At 57.6% G+C, this 16,066-nt stretch carries 12 protein-coding genes; 4 read left to right on the top strand and 8 right to left on the bottom strand.

Annotated features, from left to right (window positions below; translation table 11 throughout):
* Positions 1-49: 49 nt before the first annotated feature.
* Together V3C20_RS03520 and V3C20_RS03515 are read left to right on the top strand one after the other, a co-directional pair.
* Positions 50-1,027, top strand: a complete 978-nt coding sequence (locus V3C20_RS03520; protein WP_130083628.1) for an ROK family protein — start codon at positions 50-52, stop codon at positions 1,025-1,027.
* Positions 1,028-1,106: 79 nt separating this feature from the next.
* Complete coding sequence (locus V3C20_RS03515) at positions 1,107-3,041, top strand: heavy metal translocating P-type ATPase (protein WP_130083627.1); 1,935 nt, start codon at positions 1,107-1,109, stop codon at positions 3,039-3,041.
* Positions 3,042-3,280: 239 nt separating this feature from the next.
* On the opposite strand, the gene rho is transcribed toward V3C20_RS03515, so the two are convergent.
* The 7 genes from rho to V3C20_RS03480 all read right to left on the bottom strand — a co-directional run bounded on the left by rho (position 3,281) and on the right by V3C20_RS03480 (position 12,874).
* The gene (rho, locus tag V3C20_RS03510) at positions 3,281-4,723 is read right to left on the bottom strand and encodes a transcription termination factor Rho (protein ID WP_130083626.1); all 1,443 of its coding nucleotides are present in this window, start codon (positions 4,721-4,723) and stop codon (positions 3,281-3,283) included.
* Positions 4,716-5,321 (bottom strand): dephospho-CoA kinase, encoded by a 606-nt coding sequence (gene coaE, locus V3C20_RS03505; RefSeq protein ID WP_130083625.1) that lies wholly within the window; start codon positions 5,319-5,321, stop codon positions 4,716-4,718. Before coaE ends, rho begins: the two co-directional genes overlap by 8 nt.
* 94 nt (positions 5,322-5,415) lie before the next feature.
* Positions 5,416-8,145, bottom strand: a complete 2,730-nt coding sequence (locus V3C20_RS03500) for an Amuc_1098 family type IV pilus outer membrane protein (RefSeq protein WP_130083624.1) — start codon at positions 8,143-8,145, stop codon at positions 5,416-5,418.
* A gap of 71 nt (positions 8,146-8,216) precedes the next feature.
* A complete protein-coding gene (locus tag V3C20_RS03495) occupies positions 8,217-9,230 on the bottom strand; it encodes an Amuc_1099 family pilus-like system protein (protein ID WP_130083623.1) in 1,014 nt (337 codons plus the stop codon).
* A 34-nt stretch (positions 9,231-9,264) separates the two neighbouring features.
* Positions 9,265-10,221, bottom strand: coding sequence for an Amuc_1100 family pilus-like protein (locus V3C20_RS03490; RefSeq protein WP_130083622.1), 957 nt, complete (start codon positions 10,219-10,221; stop codon positions 9,265-9,267).
* Between the two features lie 30 nt (positions 10,222-10,251).
* Entirely contained in the window at positions 10,252-12,093 is a 1,842-nt protein-coding gene (locus V3C20_RS03485; protein ID WP_130083621.1) for an Amuc_1101 family PilM-like pilus complex protein, read from the bottom strand.
* Between the two features lie 64 nt (positions 12,094-12,157).
* Entirely contained in the window at positions 12,158-12,874 is a 717-nt protein-coding gene (locus V3C20_RS03480; RefSeq protein ID WP_130083620.1) for an Amuc_1102 family pilus-like protein, read from the bottom strand.
* Between the two features lie 193 nt (positions 12,875-13,067).
* On the opposite strand from V3C20_RS03480, the gene V3C20_RS03475 reads away from it, so the two are divergent.
* Positions 13,068-14,162 carry a M42 family metallopeptidase gene (locus V3C20_RS03475; RefSeq protein WP_130083619.1) on the top strand — a complete coding sequence of 365 codons (1,095 nt, stop codon included), beginning with the start codon at positions 13,068-13,070 and terminating at the stop codon, positions 14,160-14,162.
* Positions 14,159-15,217, top strand: a complete 1,059-nt coding sequence (gene lgt, locus V3C20_RS03470) for a prolipoprotein diacylglyceryl transferase (RefSeq protein WP_130083618.1) — start codon at positions 14,159-14,161, stop codon at positions 15,215-15,217. Before V3C20_RS03475 ends, lgt begins: the two co-directional genes overlap by 4 nt.
* Here lgt and V3C20_RS03465 read toward each other — a convergent pair.
* Positions 15,214-15,948 carry a hypothetical protein gene (locus V3C20_RS03465; protein ID WP_130083617.1) on the bottom strand — a complete coding sequence of 245 codons (735 nt, stop codon included), beginning with the start codon at positions 15,946-15,948 and terminating at the stop codon, positions 15,214-15,216. The genes lgt and V3C20_RS03465 overlap by 4 nt on opposite strands.
* Between the last annotated feature and the right edge of the window lie 118 nt (positions 15,949-16,066).

The raw sequence follows: 16,066 nt of genomic DNA, 5'->3' as shown, positions 1-16,066 counted from the left end.
AATGCGTTTTTGCGTTGATTCCCGAAGGTTGCTGACATAAGTATGAACCATGAGCTTTTCAGAACCCTGCGCACTGGCCGTGGACTTCGGCGGCACCAGCATCAAGATGGGCGTTACGGCGGGCGACCGCATTCTGGCAACTGCCGACCGCATTCCGACAACCATGTTTGAAAGTCCCCAGGCAATCATTGACGCCATGGTAGCGACGGCACTGGTCCTGCGCGAGCAATTCCCAACCGCCTGCGTGATGGGGATGGGCATGCCGGGATGGTGCGATTATTACAAGGGGGTGCTCTACCAGCTTACCAATGTGAAGGTGTGGGACCATGAGATCCCTGTCAAGGAAATGATGGAACGCGCGGTGGGGCTTCCCGTCGTGCTGGACAACGACGCCAACTGCATGGCCTATGCGGAATGGAAGCTGGGGGCCGGCCGCGGCATGTCCAGCCTGGTGTGCCTCACCATGGGAACGGGCATAGGAGGGGGGATCGTGTTGCAGGACCGCATTCTGCGGGGCAGGCGGTTTTCCGCGGCGGAGGTCGGGCAGACGAGCATCCATTACCAGGGGAAGACGGGTCCCTTCGGCAACCGCGGCGCCATTGAGGAATACATCGGCAACAATGAACTGGCGGCGGAGGCCGTCCGACGGTACACGGGGGCGGGCATTGACAAAACAGTGGACGAGTGCACCCCGCGGGACCTCGACGTCGCCGCCCGCGCCGGGTGTCCCGTGGCCCTGCAATTGTGGGAGGATACCGCGGAAATACTGGCCTGCCTGATCATGAACCTGATGTACACGCTGGTGCCGGACGCCTTCATCATTGGCGGTGGCGTGGCCAAGGCCGGGGACTTGCTGATGAAGCCTCTGATGGCTAAGCTCAGGGCGCAGATGTTTCCGCTATTGATGGAGGACCTGGTGATCCTGCCTGCACGGTTTGGCTCGGAAGCCGGGTTGCTGGGAGCCGGAGCCATGGCCATGGATGAATTCATGGGGCATGGCGTTCTGGAAAGGTTTAAGCGGAAATAAGACTGCCAAGCCTTGTGTTAGATATAACTAACATGAGGCTTGCCATAGTGGCGGAGCAGGCGTACAAGCGGAACAGATCATGAGCAAGGAACATTCCCACGAACACGCTTTTGAAGAAATGTCCTGCGGGACCGGGTGTTGCTGCTCCGGAGGTTCCTGCGGAACGGAAGGGGCAATTAGGCCCGTACCCGCCGTCCTGGGGATAGCCCTGTTTGCCGCGGCTCTGGTGGCGGGGGGCGATACCTGGTTCGGTTTGGCGGCTTATGCGGGGGCCTATCTGCTGATCGGGTGGGATGTCTTGAAAACGGCTTTTATCGGACTGAGGCACGGGCGCGCCATGGATGAAAACTTCCTGATGAGCATCGCTTCCCTGGGAGCCATGTTCCTGGGGGATTATTCCGAGGCGGTGGGGGTAATGCTTTTTTACCGGGTGGGGGAATACCTCCAGGAACGCGCCGTAGGGAGTTCCCGCCGTTCCGTAAGGGAACTGATGAAATTGAGGCCGGATGCGGTACATGTAAGGGAGGACGGCGCCGTCCGGGACGTTCCTCCGTCTGACGTGAAGCCGGGCACCCTGATTGAAGTGAGGGCCGGGGAGCGCATCCCTCTGGACGGAGTGATCGTGGGCGGCCGTTCCGTGCTGGACACTTCCGCCATGACCGGGGAATCCCTGCCGGTGGAGGCGGGGGAGGGAACCGCCGTCATGGCCGGATACATCAACGGCCAGGGCGTACTGTATGTGCGCACGGACCGTGACTGGAAACACTCCGCCCTGGCGCGGGTGCAGGAACTGGTGGAAGCCGCTTCCGGCAATAAATCCCGCATGGAGGGAAGGCTGAGCAGGTTCTCCCGCATTTATACGCCGCTGGTTATCGCCATTGCCGTTCTGGTGTTTCTGTGCTACCCCTTTGTGACTGGCGGAAGCTGGGGAGACGGCCTTTTCCGCGCCCTGGTGCTGCTGGTGATTTCCTGCCCGTGCGCCCTGGTGCTGTCCGTCCCCCTGGGTTTCTTTGCCGGGATAGGCCGGGCGGCGCGCAACGGAATCCTGGTGAAGGGCAGCAGCTATCTGGATGCGCTACGCAAGGTGAAGACCGTGGTGTTTGACAAAACGGGGACGCTGACGGAAGGCGCGTTTGCCGTGGATGAAGTTCTGCCGTGCGCCGGGGTATCCCCGGAAAGCCTGCTGTACTGGGCGGCCCACGCGGAAAGCGCCGCTTCCCATCCCTTGGGCCGTTCCATTGTGAAAGCGTATGGAGGCGCCCTGTTTCCGGAGCGTGTGGCGGATATGGTGGAAGTGACGGGCGGAGGCGTTTCCGCCCGGGTGGAGGGCAGGTCCGTTCTGGCGGGCAAGAAGGCATTTTTAAAGGATGCCGGTGTGGCGGTCGATGACCTGGAGGAACGCGGTGCAACGATTTACGTGGCCATGGACGGAGTGCTGCTGGGGCGTCTGCGCATGTCCGACCAGGTGAAGCCCGGAGCGGCCCTGGCCGTCAGGGAATTGAGGGATTTGGGCGTAAACAGGCTGGTCATGCTGACGGGGGATTCTTCCTCCGCCGGCAGGGAAGTGGGGGACAGGCTGGGACTGGATGAAGTATTCAGCGGCCTGATGCCGACGGAGAAACTGGAACATATCCAGGAATTGAAAGGCGTAAACGGACTGGTAGCCTTTGTGGGGGACGGCATGAATGACGCGCCGTCCCTGGCCGGGGCGGACATAGGCATTGCCATGGGTGGCGTGGGATCGGATGCCGCTCTTCAGGCGGCGGACGTGGTGCTGATGAAAGGTGATCCCGCGGCCGTCCCGGAAGCCATCCGCCTTTCCATGGCAACAGAGCGCATCATTGTCCAGAACATCGTCATGATTCTGGGAATCAAGGTATTGGTCATGGTTCTCGGCATTTTGGGGCTGGCCGGCATGTGGGCTGCCGTGATGGCGGACGTGGGCGTTTGCCTGCTTGCCGTCGGCAACTCCATGCGCATTTTCCGCGTAAAAACCCGGCAGGGGAAGAAATAAAGGCGGTTTCCCTGTCCCTTCCGGCACTTTGGCAGACATGGCAACTTGCGGGCCGTGTGACGGGAATTCATGCCTTTTCCTGCCCTCCCGCTATTCATGCGCAGCAAGCGGTAGCATGGAATCCGGGCAGGAAGGGATGAAGGTTTTTTCTTCATTTTTGCCCTTGATTCATCAAAAAGCCTCCGTGCCGGGATGCGGCACGGAGGCTGGAGGAATGAAAAGCCCGTGAATGCTGGGTTTTAACGCAGGCCGGTCAGAAGCAGCTCCGCGTTGTTCTGGGTTTTGGAAATATTTTGCAGCAGGGCCTGAAGGCCTTCCCAGCCGGGCTTCATGGCAAGCTGGCGACGGAGCTGCATGATTTTGACGAACTCCTGTTCGTTATACAGCCTGTCGTCATTGCGGGTGCCGCTTTGGGAAAGGGAAATGGCCGGATAAATGCGCCGTTCGGAAAGTTCCCTGTCCAGGCGGATTTCCAGATTGCCCGTACCCTTGAATTCCTCGAAGATCACTTCATCCATCCGGGATTCCGTGTCCACCAGGCAGGTGGCGATGATGGTCAGGCTGCCGCCTTCCTCCACATTGCGCGCGGCGGAAAAAAACTTGCGGGGCTTTTCCAGGGCATTGGAGCCGAGGCCGCCGGACATGATGCGGCCGCCCGTCTGATTGGCATTGTAGCCGCGTGCCAGGCGGGTCAGGGAGTCCAGCAGGATGACGACGTCCCGGCCCATTTCCACCAGACGCTTGGCGCGTTCAATGACGAGGTCGGAGACCTGGGCATGGCGGCGGGAAGGTTCGTCAAAGGTGGAGGCATAGACCGGGGCGTCCACGGTCTCTTCAAAATCGGTCACTTCCTCCGGGCGTTCGTCCAGAAGAAGAACGATCAGTTCCACCTGGGGATAGTTGGCCCTGATGGAGCGCGCGATCGTTTTCAGGAGAACGGTCTTGCCGCCGCGGGGAGGCGCCACGATGAGTCCGCGCTGCCCCTTGCCGAAGGGTGTCATCAGGTCCAGCACGCGCATGGCCGCGGAATTGACCTCCTTGTTTTCCAGCAGCAGGCGCTCCTTGGGGAAGAGGGGGGTGAGTCGTTCAAAATCCTGGGCCGCCCTGTATTCTTCCGCGGGAATGCCTTCCACGCTGATGACGGCGGAGGCGGAGAGGTATTTGTCATGGGGCCTCAGCTTGCGCAGCCTGACCTTGATCAACTGGCCCACGCGCAGATGCAGGGGCTTGATCAGGTTGCCGCCCAGGTAAATGTCGTCCGGGGAGGTGCGGAAACTTTTGACCGGGTCCCTCAACATCGCGTAATTGTCCTTGGCCTGTTCCATGACGCCGGAGACGACTACTTCATGGCCCTTGGCGAGAAGCTGCTTGCCAAGTTCAAAAACAAGCTGTGACTTGGTGAGGGAGGAGGCGTTCCTTATGGGAAGGGCTTCCGCCATTTCCTGGAGGTCGTTCAGGGGGCGGCGGCGCAACTCGTTGATGTCGAACTGTTCCAGAACGGGCCGGGATTCCGGTTCCTCCTGCGGAGATTCCGGGAGGAAAGGCGAATCCGGGGCGCTCTCTTCCGCCGGGGCAGGGAGCAGGACCGGAAGAGCCTGTTCCGGAGAGGAGGCATTCTGTGCGGAGTCGGCCTGGGGAGTGTCTTTGTCAGGGGGCGGCTGGTTTTCGCGTTCTTCAGTCATGGAAAAAGTGTTGATAAAATCTTTGGGTTTGCTGGCGGAGCAGGGATGGAGGGCCTTCGTTCCAGATCACGAAATCGGCTTTGGCCACCTTTTCCATGATAGGATGCTGTGCGGCCAGGATAGCCTCAATCATATCCTCGCGGAATCCGTTCCTGAGGGCCAGGCGGGCCTTTTGCGTTTCCCGGGAAACAGCTACCACGCATACGGCATCCTGATGGTAGCGCGCCGATGTTTCAAAAAACAGCGGCACGTCGATGACAAGCCCGCTTACCGCCGCATTCTGCCGCGCCGCCTGCATTTGCGCAAGACATTCTTGGTGCAGCAGGGGATGAATAAGCCCTTCCAGAACCTTTCTGCTTTCCGGATTGCGGAAGACCAGCTCCCTCAGGAAATGTCTGTCCGCCCGTCCCGCGCCGTCCACGCTGCCAGGGCCGAATGCCCGGATAAGGGCGTCTTTCAGAAGACCGCTGTCCAGCAGCCTGCCTGTTTCCGCATCACAGTCAAACAGGCGCAGATGCGGACCGCCCATTTCCATGAGCAGGCGGATGGCTGTGGATTTGCCTGCGGCGATTCCGCCTGTAACGACGAGTGTTTTCATGGCGGGCAAGGAGGAAAGACGTTGGGTTGGGATGCAAAGAGCGGGTGAAAGGTCACCCTTTCACCCGCTCCGGTATGGACTTTACGCACACTGACTACATAGGAGGCAGCAGGGCTGCATCAGCGGACGGCAATGCGGTTTCTACTCCGGCGGCCGTCGTCGGGAGGGAATTCCCGCGGACAGGCTGTCCGGTGGCATCAATAATCTGACCAGTCACGAAGATCATCAGATTCTTCTTGATGTGGTTGTCGGAATTGCTGCGGAAGAAGCGGCCAACGAGGGGCAGGTCACCGAAGATCGGCACCTTGTCTTCCACTGTCTGGACGTTTTCCGTGATCAAACCACCGATTGCCACGGTATGGCCGTCGTAGATGAACAGGGACGTTTCAACGGAGCGCTTGGAGAAGATAGGCTGCTCAATGCGGTTTTCCGTCAGGGTCAGGGACATCGGCTTGCCGTCGGAACCCACGCCGGTGGATTGAATCGGGCTGCCGTAGTTCACGAAGCCTTCAAACTCCACGATGCTGGGCTTGAAGCTCAAATCAATGATGTATTTGTTCTCCGCGATAGTGGGCACCACTTCCAGGGTAACGCCAACGGGCTTCATTTCAAACACGCCGGGAGTGGCGGGAGTGACGGGGAAGCTGGTTACCTGGGCCGGATTGTTGTTGAGAACATCATCCAGAACATTATTCCGGTTGTTGTTGTTGCCCCAGCTGCTGACGTTGTTGGGAAGTTCCGGGGGTTCGTATTCGGTGGGATACCAGAATTCGCGGATGATTTCAATTTTGGCTGTTTCACCGGATTTGGCGGTAACGCTCGGAGCGGTGAGAACGTCGGAACCCTTCTTCTGGGACAGGCCGCGCATCAGCATCTGGAAGGAGCCTTCATCATAAATGCCCGTGAGGGACATGATGCCGGGAGCCGGGCTCTTTTGAGTCGCTTCGGAACGGTTGGTGCTGGTAAGCAGGTTGTCCACGGAGTTCTTGGAGATGGCGAAGTCGCCCGTGCGGTTGCCGCCCACCAGGCCGTTCACCAGGCCGTTGCCGTGTGAATCCGTGCTGCTGCTGTTCACGGGCCAGCCGCTGACGCCGCCGGGAGACTGGGTGAAGTCGCTGGAATTGAGTCCGGAACCTTCGCTGGTGCCGCCGCCCAGGAAGGTGCTGCGGTCATTGCTGACGGAGAACGGAGTGACAATCCAGTCAAAGCCGAGTTCTTCCGTGTTCTCCTGGGTCACTTCCACGAACTTGGTCATGATGCGCACCTGCTGGGATTCACCGCGGGTTTGTTCAATAAGCTGTTCAATGAGGTCCAGGTTGCCCTGTGTGTTGCGGACAATGAGGGTGCCGTTGCTGGCGCTGAAGATGGCGGACGCCCCGTCCGGGAACTGCACGCCGGCCTTCTTGAGCAGGTTGTAAGCGGAAGGCAGGGGCCTGATGCCGGAGGAGGAGCTGTCGCTGCTTCCGAAGGGATCGGTGTCGCTAACGTCGTCGCTGCCGCCCAGGGAACTGGACAGGGAGCGAAGGAAGCCGGGAGGTACGGGGAACGTACGCTGGTACAGGTCCACATCATTGCCCCCGGCGGGAAGAATGGTGACGGCATAGTCTTCCACCTTCTGGCGCAGGCCGGCATTGCGGCAGATGAAATTGAGCACTTCCAGCATCGGAACGTTGGTGAGCTTCAACTGGCCGATCTTGCGGGTGCGGATGCTTTCCTGGGGAGCCGCTGCTACCGGAGCGGGTTCCGTGGATTCCATGCTGTCTTCACCAAAGCCGGGGTCATCCGCCGGAACGGTAGCCACGGGAGTGGTGCCCACGGGCTGGGCGTCATTGATGACAAAGTTGATGCCGCGTTCTCCATTCGGGCCTACGGTGCGGTCCAGTTCCACGGACTTCCTGCGAAGGTAGTCGATGGCATCTTCCACCGTGGTGTCTTCAAAGGAAACGGAGGGAATGATGATGCTCTTGAGCTTCATCAGGTTGGCGGTAGCGCCGCTGACTCCGGGGTCAGGAGCGGTGCCGATAGTATCCGCATCGCCCGGAATTTCAACCGGAATGGGGCGTTCCCAGATCTGGTCCACTTCCGCCAGCATGGTGCTGCGGGTTTCGTCATACGCAGCACGGTAGTAGGCGGACCTGCGGCGGTTTACCGTTTCCATGCCGCGGCGCGCTGCCACGTTGTAGCGGTCAATCGTGAGAACCTTGTTGAATTCGGCGATGGCTTTATCATATTCGCCGAGGTCATAGTAACCATAGGCCATGTGAAGGAGGGTGTTCACCTTTTCCACGTTCTTGACGTGTTCGGGAGTGAGCGCCGGATTCGTGCGAATCGGGTCCTTCATGTATTCGAGCGTCTGTTTGGCAAGCGCAGCTTTCTTGGGATTAAGCCGGATGGCGTCCTGCAGGAGCTTGTCGGCTTCATCATAGCGGCCTACCTTGATGTATTCCTGCGCAACGGCAATGCTGGCGTCGCCAATATTGTTGGCGATGGCCTGCCTGCGCTGGTCATTGATCGGTGCGGCGGGCAGCGTGCTGTAGGCGGCATTGAATTTATCCAGGGCTTCCTTGTACTTGCCTTCGCGGTACAGCTCACGGCCTTCGGAAAGGAGCTGCATCGCTTCCTGGGTTTGAGCCTCGCGGCGCGCCATGGCGCGGTGTGCCGCGTCTGACTGGCCCGCAGAATAGTATCCAGCATAGGAGGTACCCAAGGCGCTGGAGGCTCCGACGCTGCCGTAATCACCGGCCTGCGCAAAAGGGCAGGACGCGGCAATAGCCATCAGCGCGATCAGAGAACGCTTCGATTGATAAAGTGGTGCGTGGTCCATAGTTAGGTTCTTCTTTTTACATGTTTTTCGGATTTGTGAAGCTTTTTTTTTAGAAAAGTGAAAATCCGGGTCTATTTTTTCTTGTTCAGTGTTGTTTGTTCTCCTGTTGTTTTGTTGGCAATGGTTACGGTTTGTGTTGCATTATCAACGGTTTTCAGCGTGTAAGTCTGCTTGGTGTCACCTGGTATCTGGAAGTCGGCACCTTCCTCTACTTCAAAGCTGGTATCCCGTTTGGGACCAGCGGCAATAGTAAGGTTTACTTTCTTATCAATGATGGGTATGAAATACTTGGCTCCCCTTCTGATCGTGTAGGTCTGTCCATTCTTGGTCGGTTTCAGATCCTTGACGGTCGCTTCGGGGTCCGTTTCCACCATGTTGAGGCTTTCATTCTTGAATTCCTTGTTGGCCACGCTGACAAGCTCGAATCTTGGCTTCTCATTCGTGTTTTTCCTGGCTCCGAACTGGCCGTTGAGCTGGACAGTGCTTCTCCACAGGTCCTGCCGGGCGCGATTCTGTCCCTTGAAGGTGAAGTCGTTGCCGTCCGCCTGAGAGAAGACCAGGTAAAAGCCGAATTGCTTGATCTCGTCCACATACAGCTTGTTAATGAGGGACGGGTGGCTGTTCGGATCGTTGGGATGCGTTTTGGCTTCGTATTCCTCCTGGACGGTAAAGCCGTCATTGTCCGGGTCCCGTGTCAGGACGTCCGAATAAATGAAAATATCTTCCAGCCCGTTGTCCAGGAACCATTTATTGGGGATGTTTCCATGAATGGGCGGTCCGGACACGATGTCGAAGGGTTCCGTCCCTCCTGACTTGATCCAGAGGTTGGGGGCGACGAACCCCACATATTCCTGAGTTTCCTGGATGATGGGTTTCAGTTCATGGGAAGCGGAAATTTCCTGGTTGACGGTTTCCGCCTTCTTGATGCCAGAGGGCGGTTCCACGGGCTTTTCCGAAACACGGGTGGTAAATTTATACTGGTCATCCAGCTTCAGGAAAGTCCAGGCGCCGTAGGCGGCTACCCCCAGACCCAGAACGATGCCGGAGACCATCAGGATCTTGTCGTAGTTTTGTTTTTCAGACATGGTGAAATTGTTTTCTGCGAATTGATTGCCGTAATTAGTCTTCAGACGGTTCCTGCACCTTGGGCTGTGCGAAGTGAACCAGGTTCAGGGAGACCTGGACCATGACCTGTTCCTTGCCCATGTAGGGCTTGATTATTTGCTGGATGGGCGGTTCCGCCGGAGCAGCCGTTTCCCCTGCCGGCGTCAGGCTCGCCACTCCCGTCTGGGGCTGTGCGGCGGCAGGCTGTGCGGCTGCCGGATTGGTGATGGGCGGCGGCATCATCCGTTCGTTGCGGATTCTGATAGAATTGACCGTGAACAGGTATTCCTGGGAATCCGTAATGGCGTTCATGGCTTTCAGGACGCTTCCCCGATCTCCCTGGAAGGCGATTTCCAGCGGCATGCCCGTCCAGGGAGCCTTCAGATCTGAATCTTCCTCCTCTTCCAAGTTACGCGCCGGGTTTTCAATGGGAAGCTGGGAACGGTAAACCTTGATGAATTTGGTCAGTCCGCAATCCGTGAGCTTGTTGACCAGGCTGTTGATGGCCTTCATTTCAAAGGTCAGCGTGGGCGTAGCCTGCACGGAGGGAGCCTGGGTGCTGTAAAGCTGGAAGCCAAGCCAGGAAGAAGTATCCGTAATCTGGATGTTTTTCTTCTTGCAGGAGGCTATCAGGGATTCCCGGAAGGCCTTCAGTTCATTCTGGAACGCCGTGGGGGTGGTGGGCGTCAGCACGGAGGAAGCCATGAAGGGTTTGTAGGCCGTTTCCAGATTGCCGATGGCCTTGGCATAGCGGTTCAATTCCTTTTCCAGTTCCTTGTTGGACGTGCGGCTCGGTGTAATTGGCGCGGCGTTGGCCGACTTGATTTCCTGAGAAGCGGTTTTGATCTTCTTGTCCAGGTCGCTGCGTTCGGAATTAGCCATGTACCCAGCCACGGACAGCCCAAGGAATAAGAGAAGCCCCACACCCGCTACCGTAGCGGCAGGCTTGTTGTCTGTAATCCAGTTGCTCATAAAATGTATCTTGTTGGTGTTGGGTAGGTATTACTTGTTAAAATGTACGGGAATGGGGGTTTTCAGCGGAAGCACCAGCTTGAAGGGAATGAAAGCCCCGGCCGCAGCGTCTACCTTGGCATCCTTGGCGCCCAGTTCCATGATCTGGCGGACTTCCAGCTTTCTGTCTCCGTCCTTGAATGTGAACAGGGAATCCTTGTTCGCATCCATTTTGGCCTGAAGATCCTGAATAAGCTTCTGGCCGCCTTCAGAGCGTTTGGCGAGGCCGGTCAGACGGATGGCATTGACACTGTAAACGGCATTTTCCTCTCCGTCATTGGCAGAGTTTGCTGCCGTCTCCGTCCTGATGTTCTCCACCAGGGAGGTGTTTTTGTCGGAAAGGAAGGAATCCTTGATGACGGAGTAGCCAGTGATCTGGGTGGCGTCCTCCGGGTTGAAATGCGCCACAGGTTCAAAATCCGTGAACCAGTAGGGGTAATTCTTGTGTTCCGATTGTTCCAGAAGATGTTTGATAATGTCCGCATAACCGTACCGCTGGAGGGTCAGCTGCTGGTAGGAGGCGAGGGTGGCGTCCATCTTCTTCAATTCTTGTTCCTTGAGGCGCAGGGCGGATTGTTCGGACTTGATGGCGCTGACGGTGGGCGATACGCCGGAAAGGGTCTGCTTGGCCTTTTCCACGCCCATGTAACCCGTGACCGCATAGGCGGCCGCGCCGAGCATGGCGATGACGGCTCCGGTGATGATGGCGGGCATCTTCTTCTGGTTGGCCCGTTTTTTAGCCACTGCAGTGGGCTCCAGGTCAATGTTGAGGGAAGCGCGGTCTACAGCGTTGATGGCCGTTCCGATCATGCCGCCCAAGGTGAAGGCTTCACGTGAAATGGTGTTCACGTCCACACCGGAACCTACGCCCACGTTGTGCATGGGGTTGAAGAAGAAAATTGGTATGCCCAGCTTGTCTTCCAGGAATTCCTTGGTGTACGGAAGGGAGGAACCCCCGCCGCACAAATAGGCCTTCACTGGCGCACTCCCTTTCATCTGGGCGCGGTAGTGGTTGGTCGTGCGCTGGATTTCGGAAGCCAGCCTGGTCATGGCCGTGCGGATGATGGTGGCCAGATTGGCGGTGGCCGGGTCCAGCCCTTCCGTCTGTCCGTTGCTCATGGAAACGAGTCCGCTGGTGATCTTCAGACGTTCGGCTTCCACGAAGGGAAGATTGAATTCACGGGCGATGGCGGAAGTGACGAAAATGCCCCCTGCGGAAATACTGCGGGTGAAGAAACGTCCCTGTTCGCTGTAAATCAGGTCGGTGGACTTGGCGCCGATGTCAATGAGCATGACGGGCTCCTTTTCTTCCGGATAGCTGTCTACGTATGCGTTGTACAGAGAAGTCTGCGTGCAGTCCACTTTGCCGGTGGAAAGCCCGTGGGAGGTGATTTCATCATTCAGGGAATCCAGGTCTTCCGCCTTGATGGCGACCAGGACGGCCTCGCGTTCCAGCCCGTTGGCCGGCAGAAGGTGGTAGTCCCAGACGACTTCGTCCAGAGGGAAGGGAACATGCTGCTGGGCTTCAAACCTGATGAGCTGTTCAACGTCCGTGTCGTCCAGGGCGGGAAGTTTGACAAAGCGGATGAAGACGGACTGTCCGGATACGGAATAATTGGCAACGCCGCCTTTGACGCGGAGCTCCTGAACGAGGTCGGCGACGGCCTCCCCCACCTTTGTCAGGCGCATGCCTTCTGCGGACGGATCCAGTACGATGAGGCGCGTAGCGTAGCGGTCCAGGATGAGAGCGTTCTTATTCGTCTTGGAAAAGACGCCCATCGATACTCGCTGGGAACCTACGTTTAATGCGACGATTTGTCGTGAATTAGCCATGGGTGATTTCTGTTAAATAAAAAAGTGAAATGTGTACAGTCTTGGAGGAATCGGAGCGGAACGATTAAAGATCGTCGGTTTCCGGAGGCGTCGGTGTTCCGAAGCCGGAAGGTTCCGGAGCAGAGCCTCCCTGGTGAAGATTGGGCTTCATGATTTCCGGATAACGGTCATACCAGTACACGGAGAAGGGTGTTTCATCCTTGTTCAGCAGGGGATAATAAGTGGTTTCCACAATGCTGGGAGACTGGATGGTCCACCATTTTTCCATCTTGCCGCGTTCGGAGGAATAGGTGGCCACTACCTTGCCGTTGTATTCCACGACAACGCCTTCATACTTGACCCACTTGCCGCGGCCGCCTTCCGAGCCGGTGATGCGCTTGACGGAGGAGGGGGAAAGGTAGACGGAGGCGTAAGTGGATTCACCGACCGGAACGTTGACGTATTTGATTTCCTTGTACAGTTTCAGGTACTGGCGCGCGCGGTCCGGATTGACCACGGCAATATAGAATTTGAAAGTCAGGGAATCAATGTAGCCGGATTTGGGCATCGGAGAAGCTTCCACCTTGAAGGGCACTTCAAAATCCGCCCATCTTTTCGGCTTGGGCAGGGGCCGCGGATCGTCCTGCGTGGTCACGTTGGGGGACTGGCGCATGTACAGGGACAACTTGTCCAGCGTAACGCGCACCTGCGTTTTTGGATTGCTCGTGCTTTGTGCGGATGACGCAGGAACAAGAAGCACGACAGCCAGCATAGCCGTGATGAAAGTAAGGATGGATTTCATAGCACAATTCGATTCCCTGATTAGTTACACCAAAAACCGGGTTGTGGCTAGCAAAAATCTCTTGTTTCTTTCATGAAAATGGCAGGAAAAATTTGCTTGCAGTATTTGGGGGCTGCAAGCATCCGGTCAAGAAAAAATCATGAGGCACGGCTGCGGGCTTGACCTGGGGAGGGCGTTTTCACATGCTCGGCCCATGGCGATTGATTCGGATCTGCTGAAAAAATTTTCGGAAGCCCACGGTATCTCAGGGCATGAGGATGAAGTGAGGGCGCTTGTGGCGCAGGAACTTTCCGGATATGGGAAATTTTCCGCAGACGGCTCCGGCTGCCTGTTCTGCACCAGCGGGGATTCCGGCCCCCGAGTCATGCTGGCGGCCCATATGGATGAAATAGGCTTTCTCGTCCAGAACATTACGGCTAGCGGTTTTTTACAGTTGGTGGGCATCGGCGGCTGGTGGCCGCATACCCTGCTGAGCCAGCGCGTTCTGGTGAGAACCCGCTCCGGACGCAGCGTTCAGGGAGTGATCGGCTCCCGGCCTCCCCATTTTTTGCCGGAAGGCCAGCGCAACAGCGTCATGGCCATGGATGCCCTGTTTGTAGATGTGGGTGCTGAAAGCGCGGAGCAGGTGAGGAACGAATTCGGCATCCGCCTGGGAGATCCCGTGGTGCCGGACACAGCCTTTTCCCGCTTGGAAAATCAGTTCCGCGTCATGGGCAAGGCATTTGACAACCGTGCAGGTTTAGCCGTCATGGTGGAAGCTTTCAAGGCACTGTGCCGGAAAGGGCACCCCAATACGCTCATCGCCGCCGCGACGGTGCAGGAGGAAGTGGGAACCCGTGGCGCCAAAACGGCGGGCGCCGCCATGAAGCCGGATTGCGTGATTGTGCTGGAGGCTCCCCCCGCGGATGATACCCCGGGATTTGCTCCCGGCGACTCCCAGGGGGCTCTGGGCGATGGCGTGCAGATCAGGTTGTTTGACCCTACGGCGATCACCAATCCCCGGCTGGCCGCGCTGGCGGAGGAAGTGGCCGTAAAGGCATCCATTCCCTTCCAGCTCACCGTGCGCCGTTCCGGCGGTACGGATGCCGGAGCGCTTCATCTCTCCGGAAAGGGAGTGCCCTGCATCGTGCTTGGAATCCCCACCCGGTACATTCATTCCCATAACGGGGTGCTTGACCTGCGTGATTACTGCGCTGCAGCGGAGCTGGCGGTGGCCCTGGTGCGCGCCCTGGACCATGAAGCTGTGGAAAGCCTTACCCAATACCTGCCCGGAAAGGAACATTCATGAGTGCGTCTCCCTATATACACGATCTGAACCCCGTCATTTGGCAGATTACGGACTCCATCGCCCTGCGCTGGTATGGCGTTGCCTACCTGCTGGGATTTATTGCCGGGTACTTCCTGCTTTCCTGGCTCTCCCGCAGGAAGCTGTATCCTGTTCCTCAGGACAGGCTGGCCGATTTCGTGACTTATGTGGCGATCTTCGGCGTGCTCCTTGGAGGCCGGCTGGGTTATGTGCTTTTTTACCATCTACCCAATCACGGGTGGGCCCATTTACTGGAGGATCCCTTCATGGTCCTGCGCGTGTGGGAGGGCGGCATGGCCAGCCATGGCGGCATGATCGGTGTGGGGCTTTACACATTCTATTATGCCTGGAAGCATCGCGTCAAATGGGTGGCGCTTCTGGACGGCCTGGCGATTGTCGCCCCTGTCGGCCTGTTCTTCGGACGCATGGCCAACTTCATTAACGGGGAACTATACGGGCGCATTGTCCCTCCCGGCTCTTCCCACGGCATGATCTTTCCGGCGGAACTCGCACAGGACCCGGACTTGTTCGTGCGGGTGGCCTCCCGCATTTATGAGGAGCCCGGATTGCTGGACAAGATGCACCTTTCCGGCATCTCCGTGCCGGAGCAAATGAATGCCGCCTGGGTGGCGGACAGGGTCAGGGATACCCCTGCCGTCAAGGAAATCGTGGCCCAGGTGATGGAGGACCATGCGCGCTACCCTTCCCAGTTATATGAGGCCTTTGCGGAAGGCGTGGTACTCTTTGCCATCCTGTGGTTCATCCGGGTGAAATTCCCGCGTGCCTGGAACGGCGTGTTTTGCGGCGTATTCGCCATTGTCTATGCCATCGGCAGAATCGTCTGCGAGGAATTCCGGGAACCTGACTCCCCGTTCTCCATGGGAATGACGCGCGGCCAGTTCCTTTCCGTATTCCTTATTTTCGTGGGCCTTGCCTTTCTGGTGTATGCTTTCAAAACCCGGAAGACGGTGCAGGACTGCGTTTTCTATGATCCCGCGGAAAAATCTGCCGCGGACGAGGAGAAGAAATCCGCTTAAAATGGGTTCAGATCAATCTGGCCCGTCTTGGGAATGTAGCTTGAAGGGCCATCCTTGAAAATAGAGGAAACTCCGCTGGCGAAAAGCCGGAGGTTCCGCTTGTCAAAGGCAAAACGTTCAAATTCCTTGACGGAAAACAGGGTGATGGGGTCCGTATTATAGGCTTTGAACTCCATGATGCCGGCATCCGTGCGCGTGTCCACAAGACGCCCTTCAATACCCACGTCCCCGCTCATGCAGCTGCCCAGCAGCAGGGATGTTCCCGGCAGGGGGGAAACCAGGGAAACCAGGTCCGACATGATGTTGCCGCCCACGTCCGTAGCTTTCAGCTTCACCATGGCCACGTCCAGAATGATGCAGCCTTCCGTGGGGCGGGAAACCAGTTTCCAGTTGATTTTGCCGCCGGTCTGTCTGTTCTTTTCTTCCAGGACTTTGGCGATGTCCTTCTGGAGTTCCGTTCTGAACTGTTCCGCCAGCGCCGGGGCTTCCTTCGGGAACTGTGTCTTGATGTAATTGATATTGACGGGCGCTACATACACGTTCAATTTTGGGGTGCTCCAAATGGCCTGTTCCGTGGGATTGTACCATACCCCTTCAAAGCAGCTTTGCCTGGAATCCGGGTGCAGGGGATGGGTGATCAGGGGTGAGGAAGGCAGCTTCTGGGAATTGGAGCAGGAAAGCGCCAGTCCGGCGCCCAGCAGCAGAAAAAATCGTGAAACCGTTCCGGACATGCAGGGTGTGACGGAATTCGAAAGACTCCTGTTAGGGGGTATGACCCGATTCCTTCCGAACGCTCTTCTTTTCTTGCGGAAGGCCGCTGAATCCATGCAATGCGCCTGTCCCGATGCA

Origin of the sequence: Akkermansia sp. RCC_12PD (assembly GCF_036417355.1) — a bacterium.
Lineage (GTDB): Bacteria > Verrucomicrobiota > Verrucomicrobiia > Verrucomicrobiales > Akkermansiaceae > Akkermansia.
The sequence above is the reverse complement of the archived record's forward strand: the minus strand, read 5'-3'. Positions and strand labels throughout refer to the sequence as shown.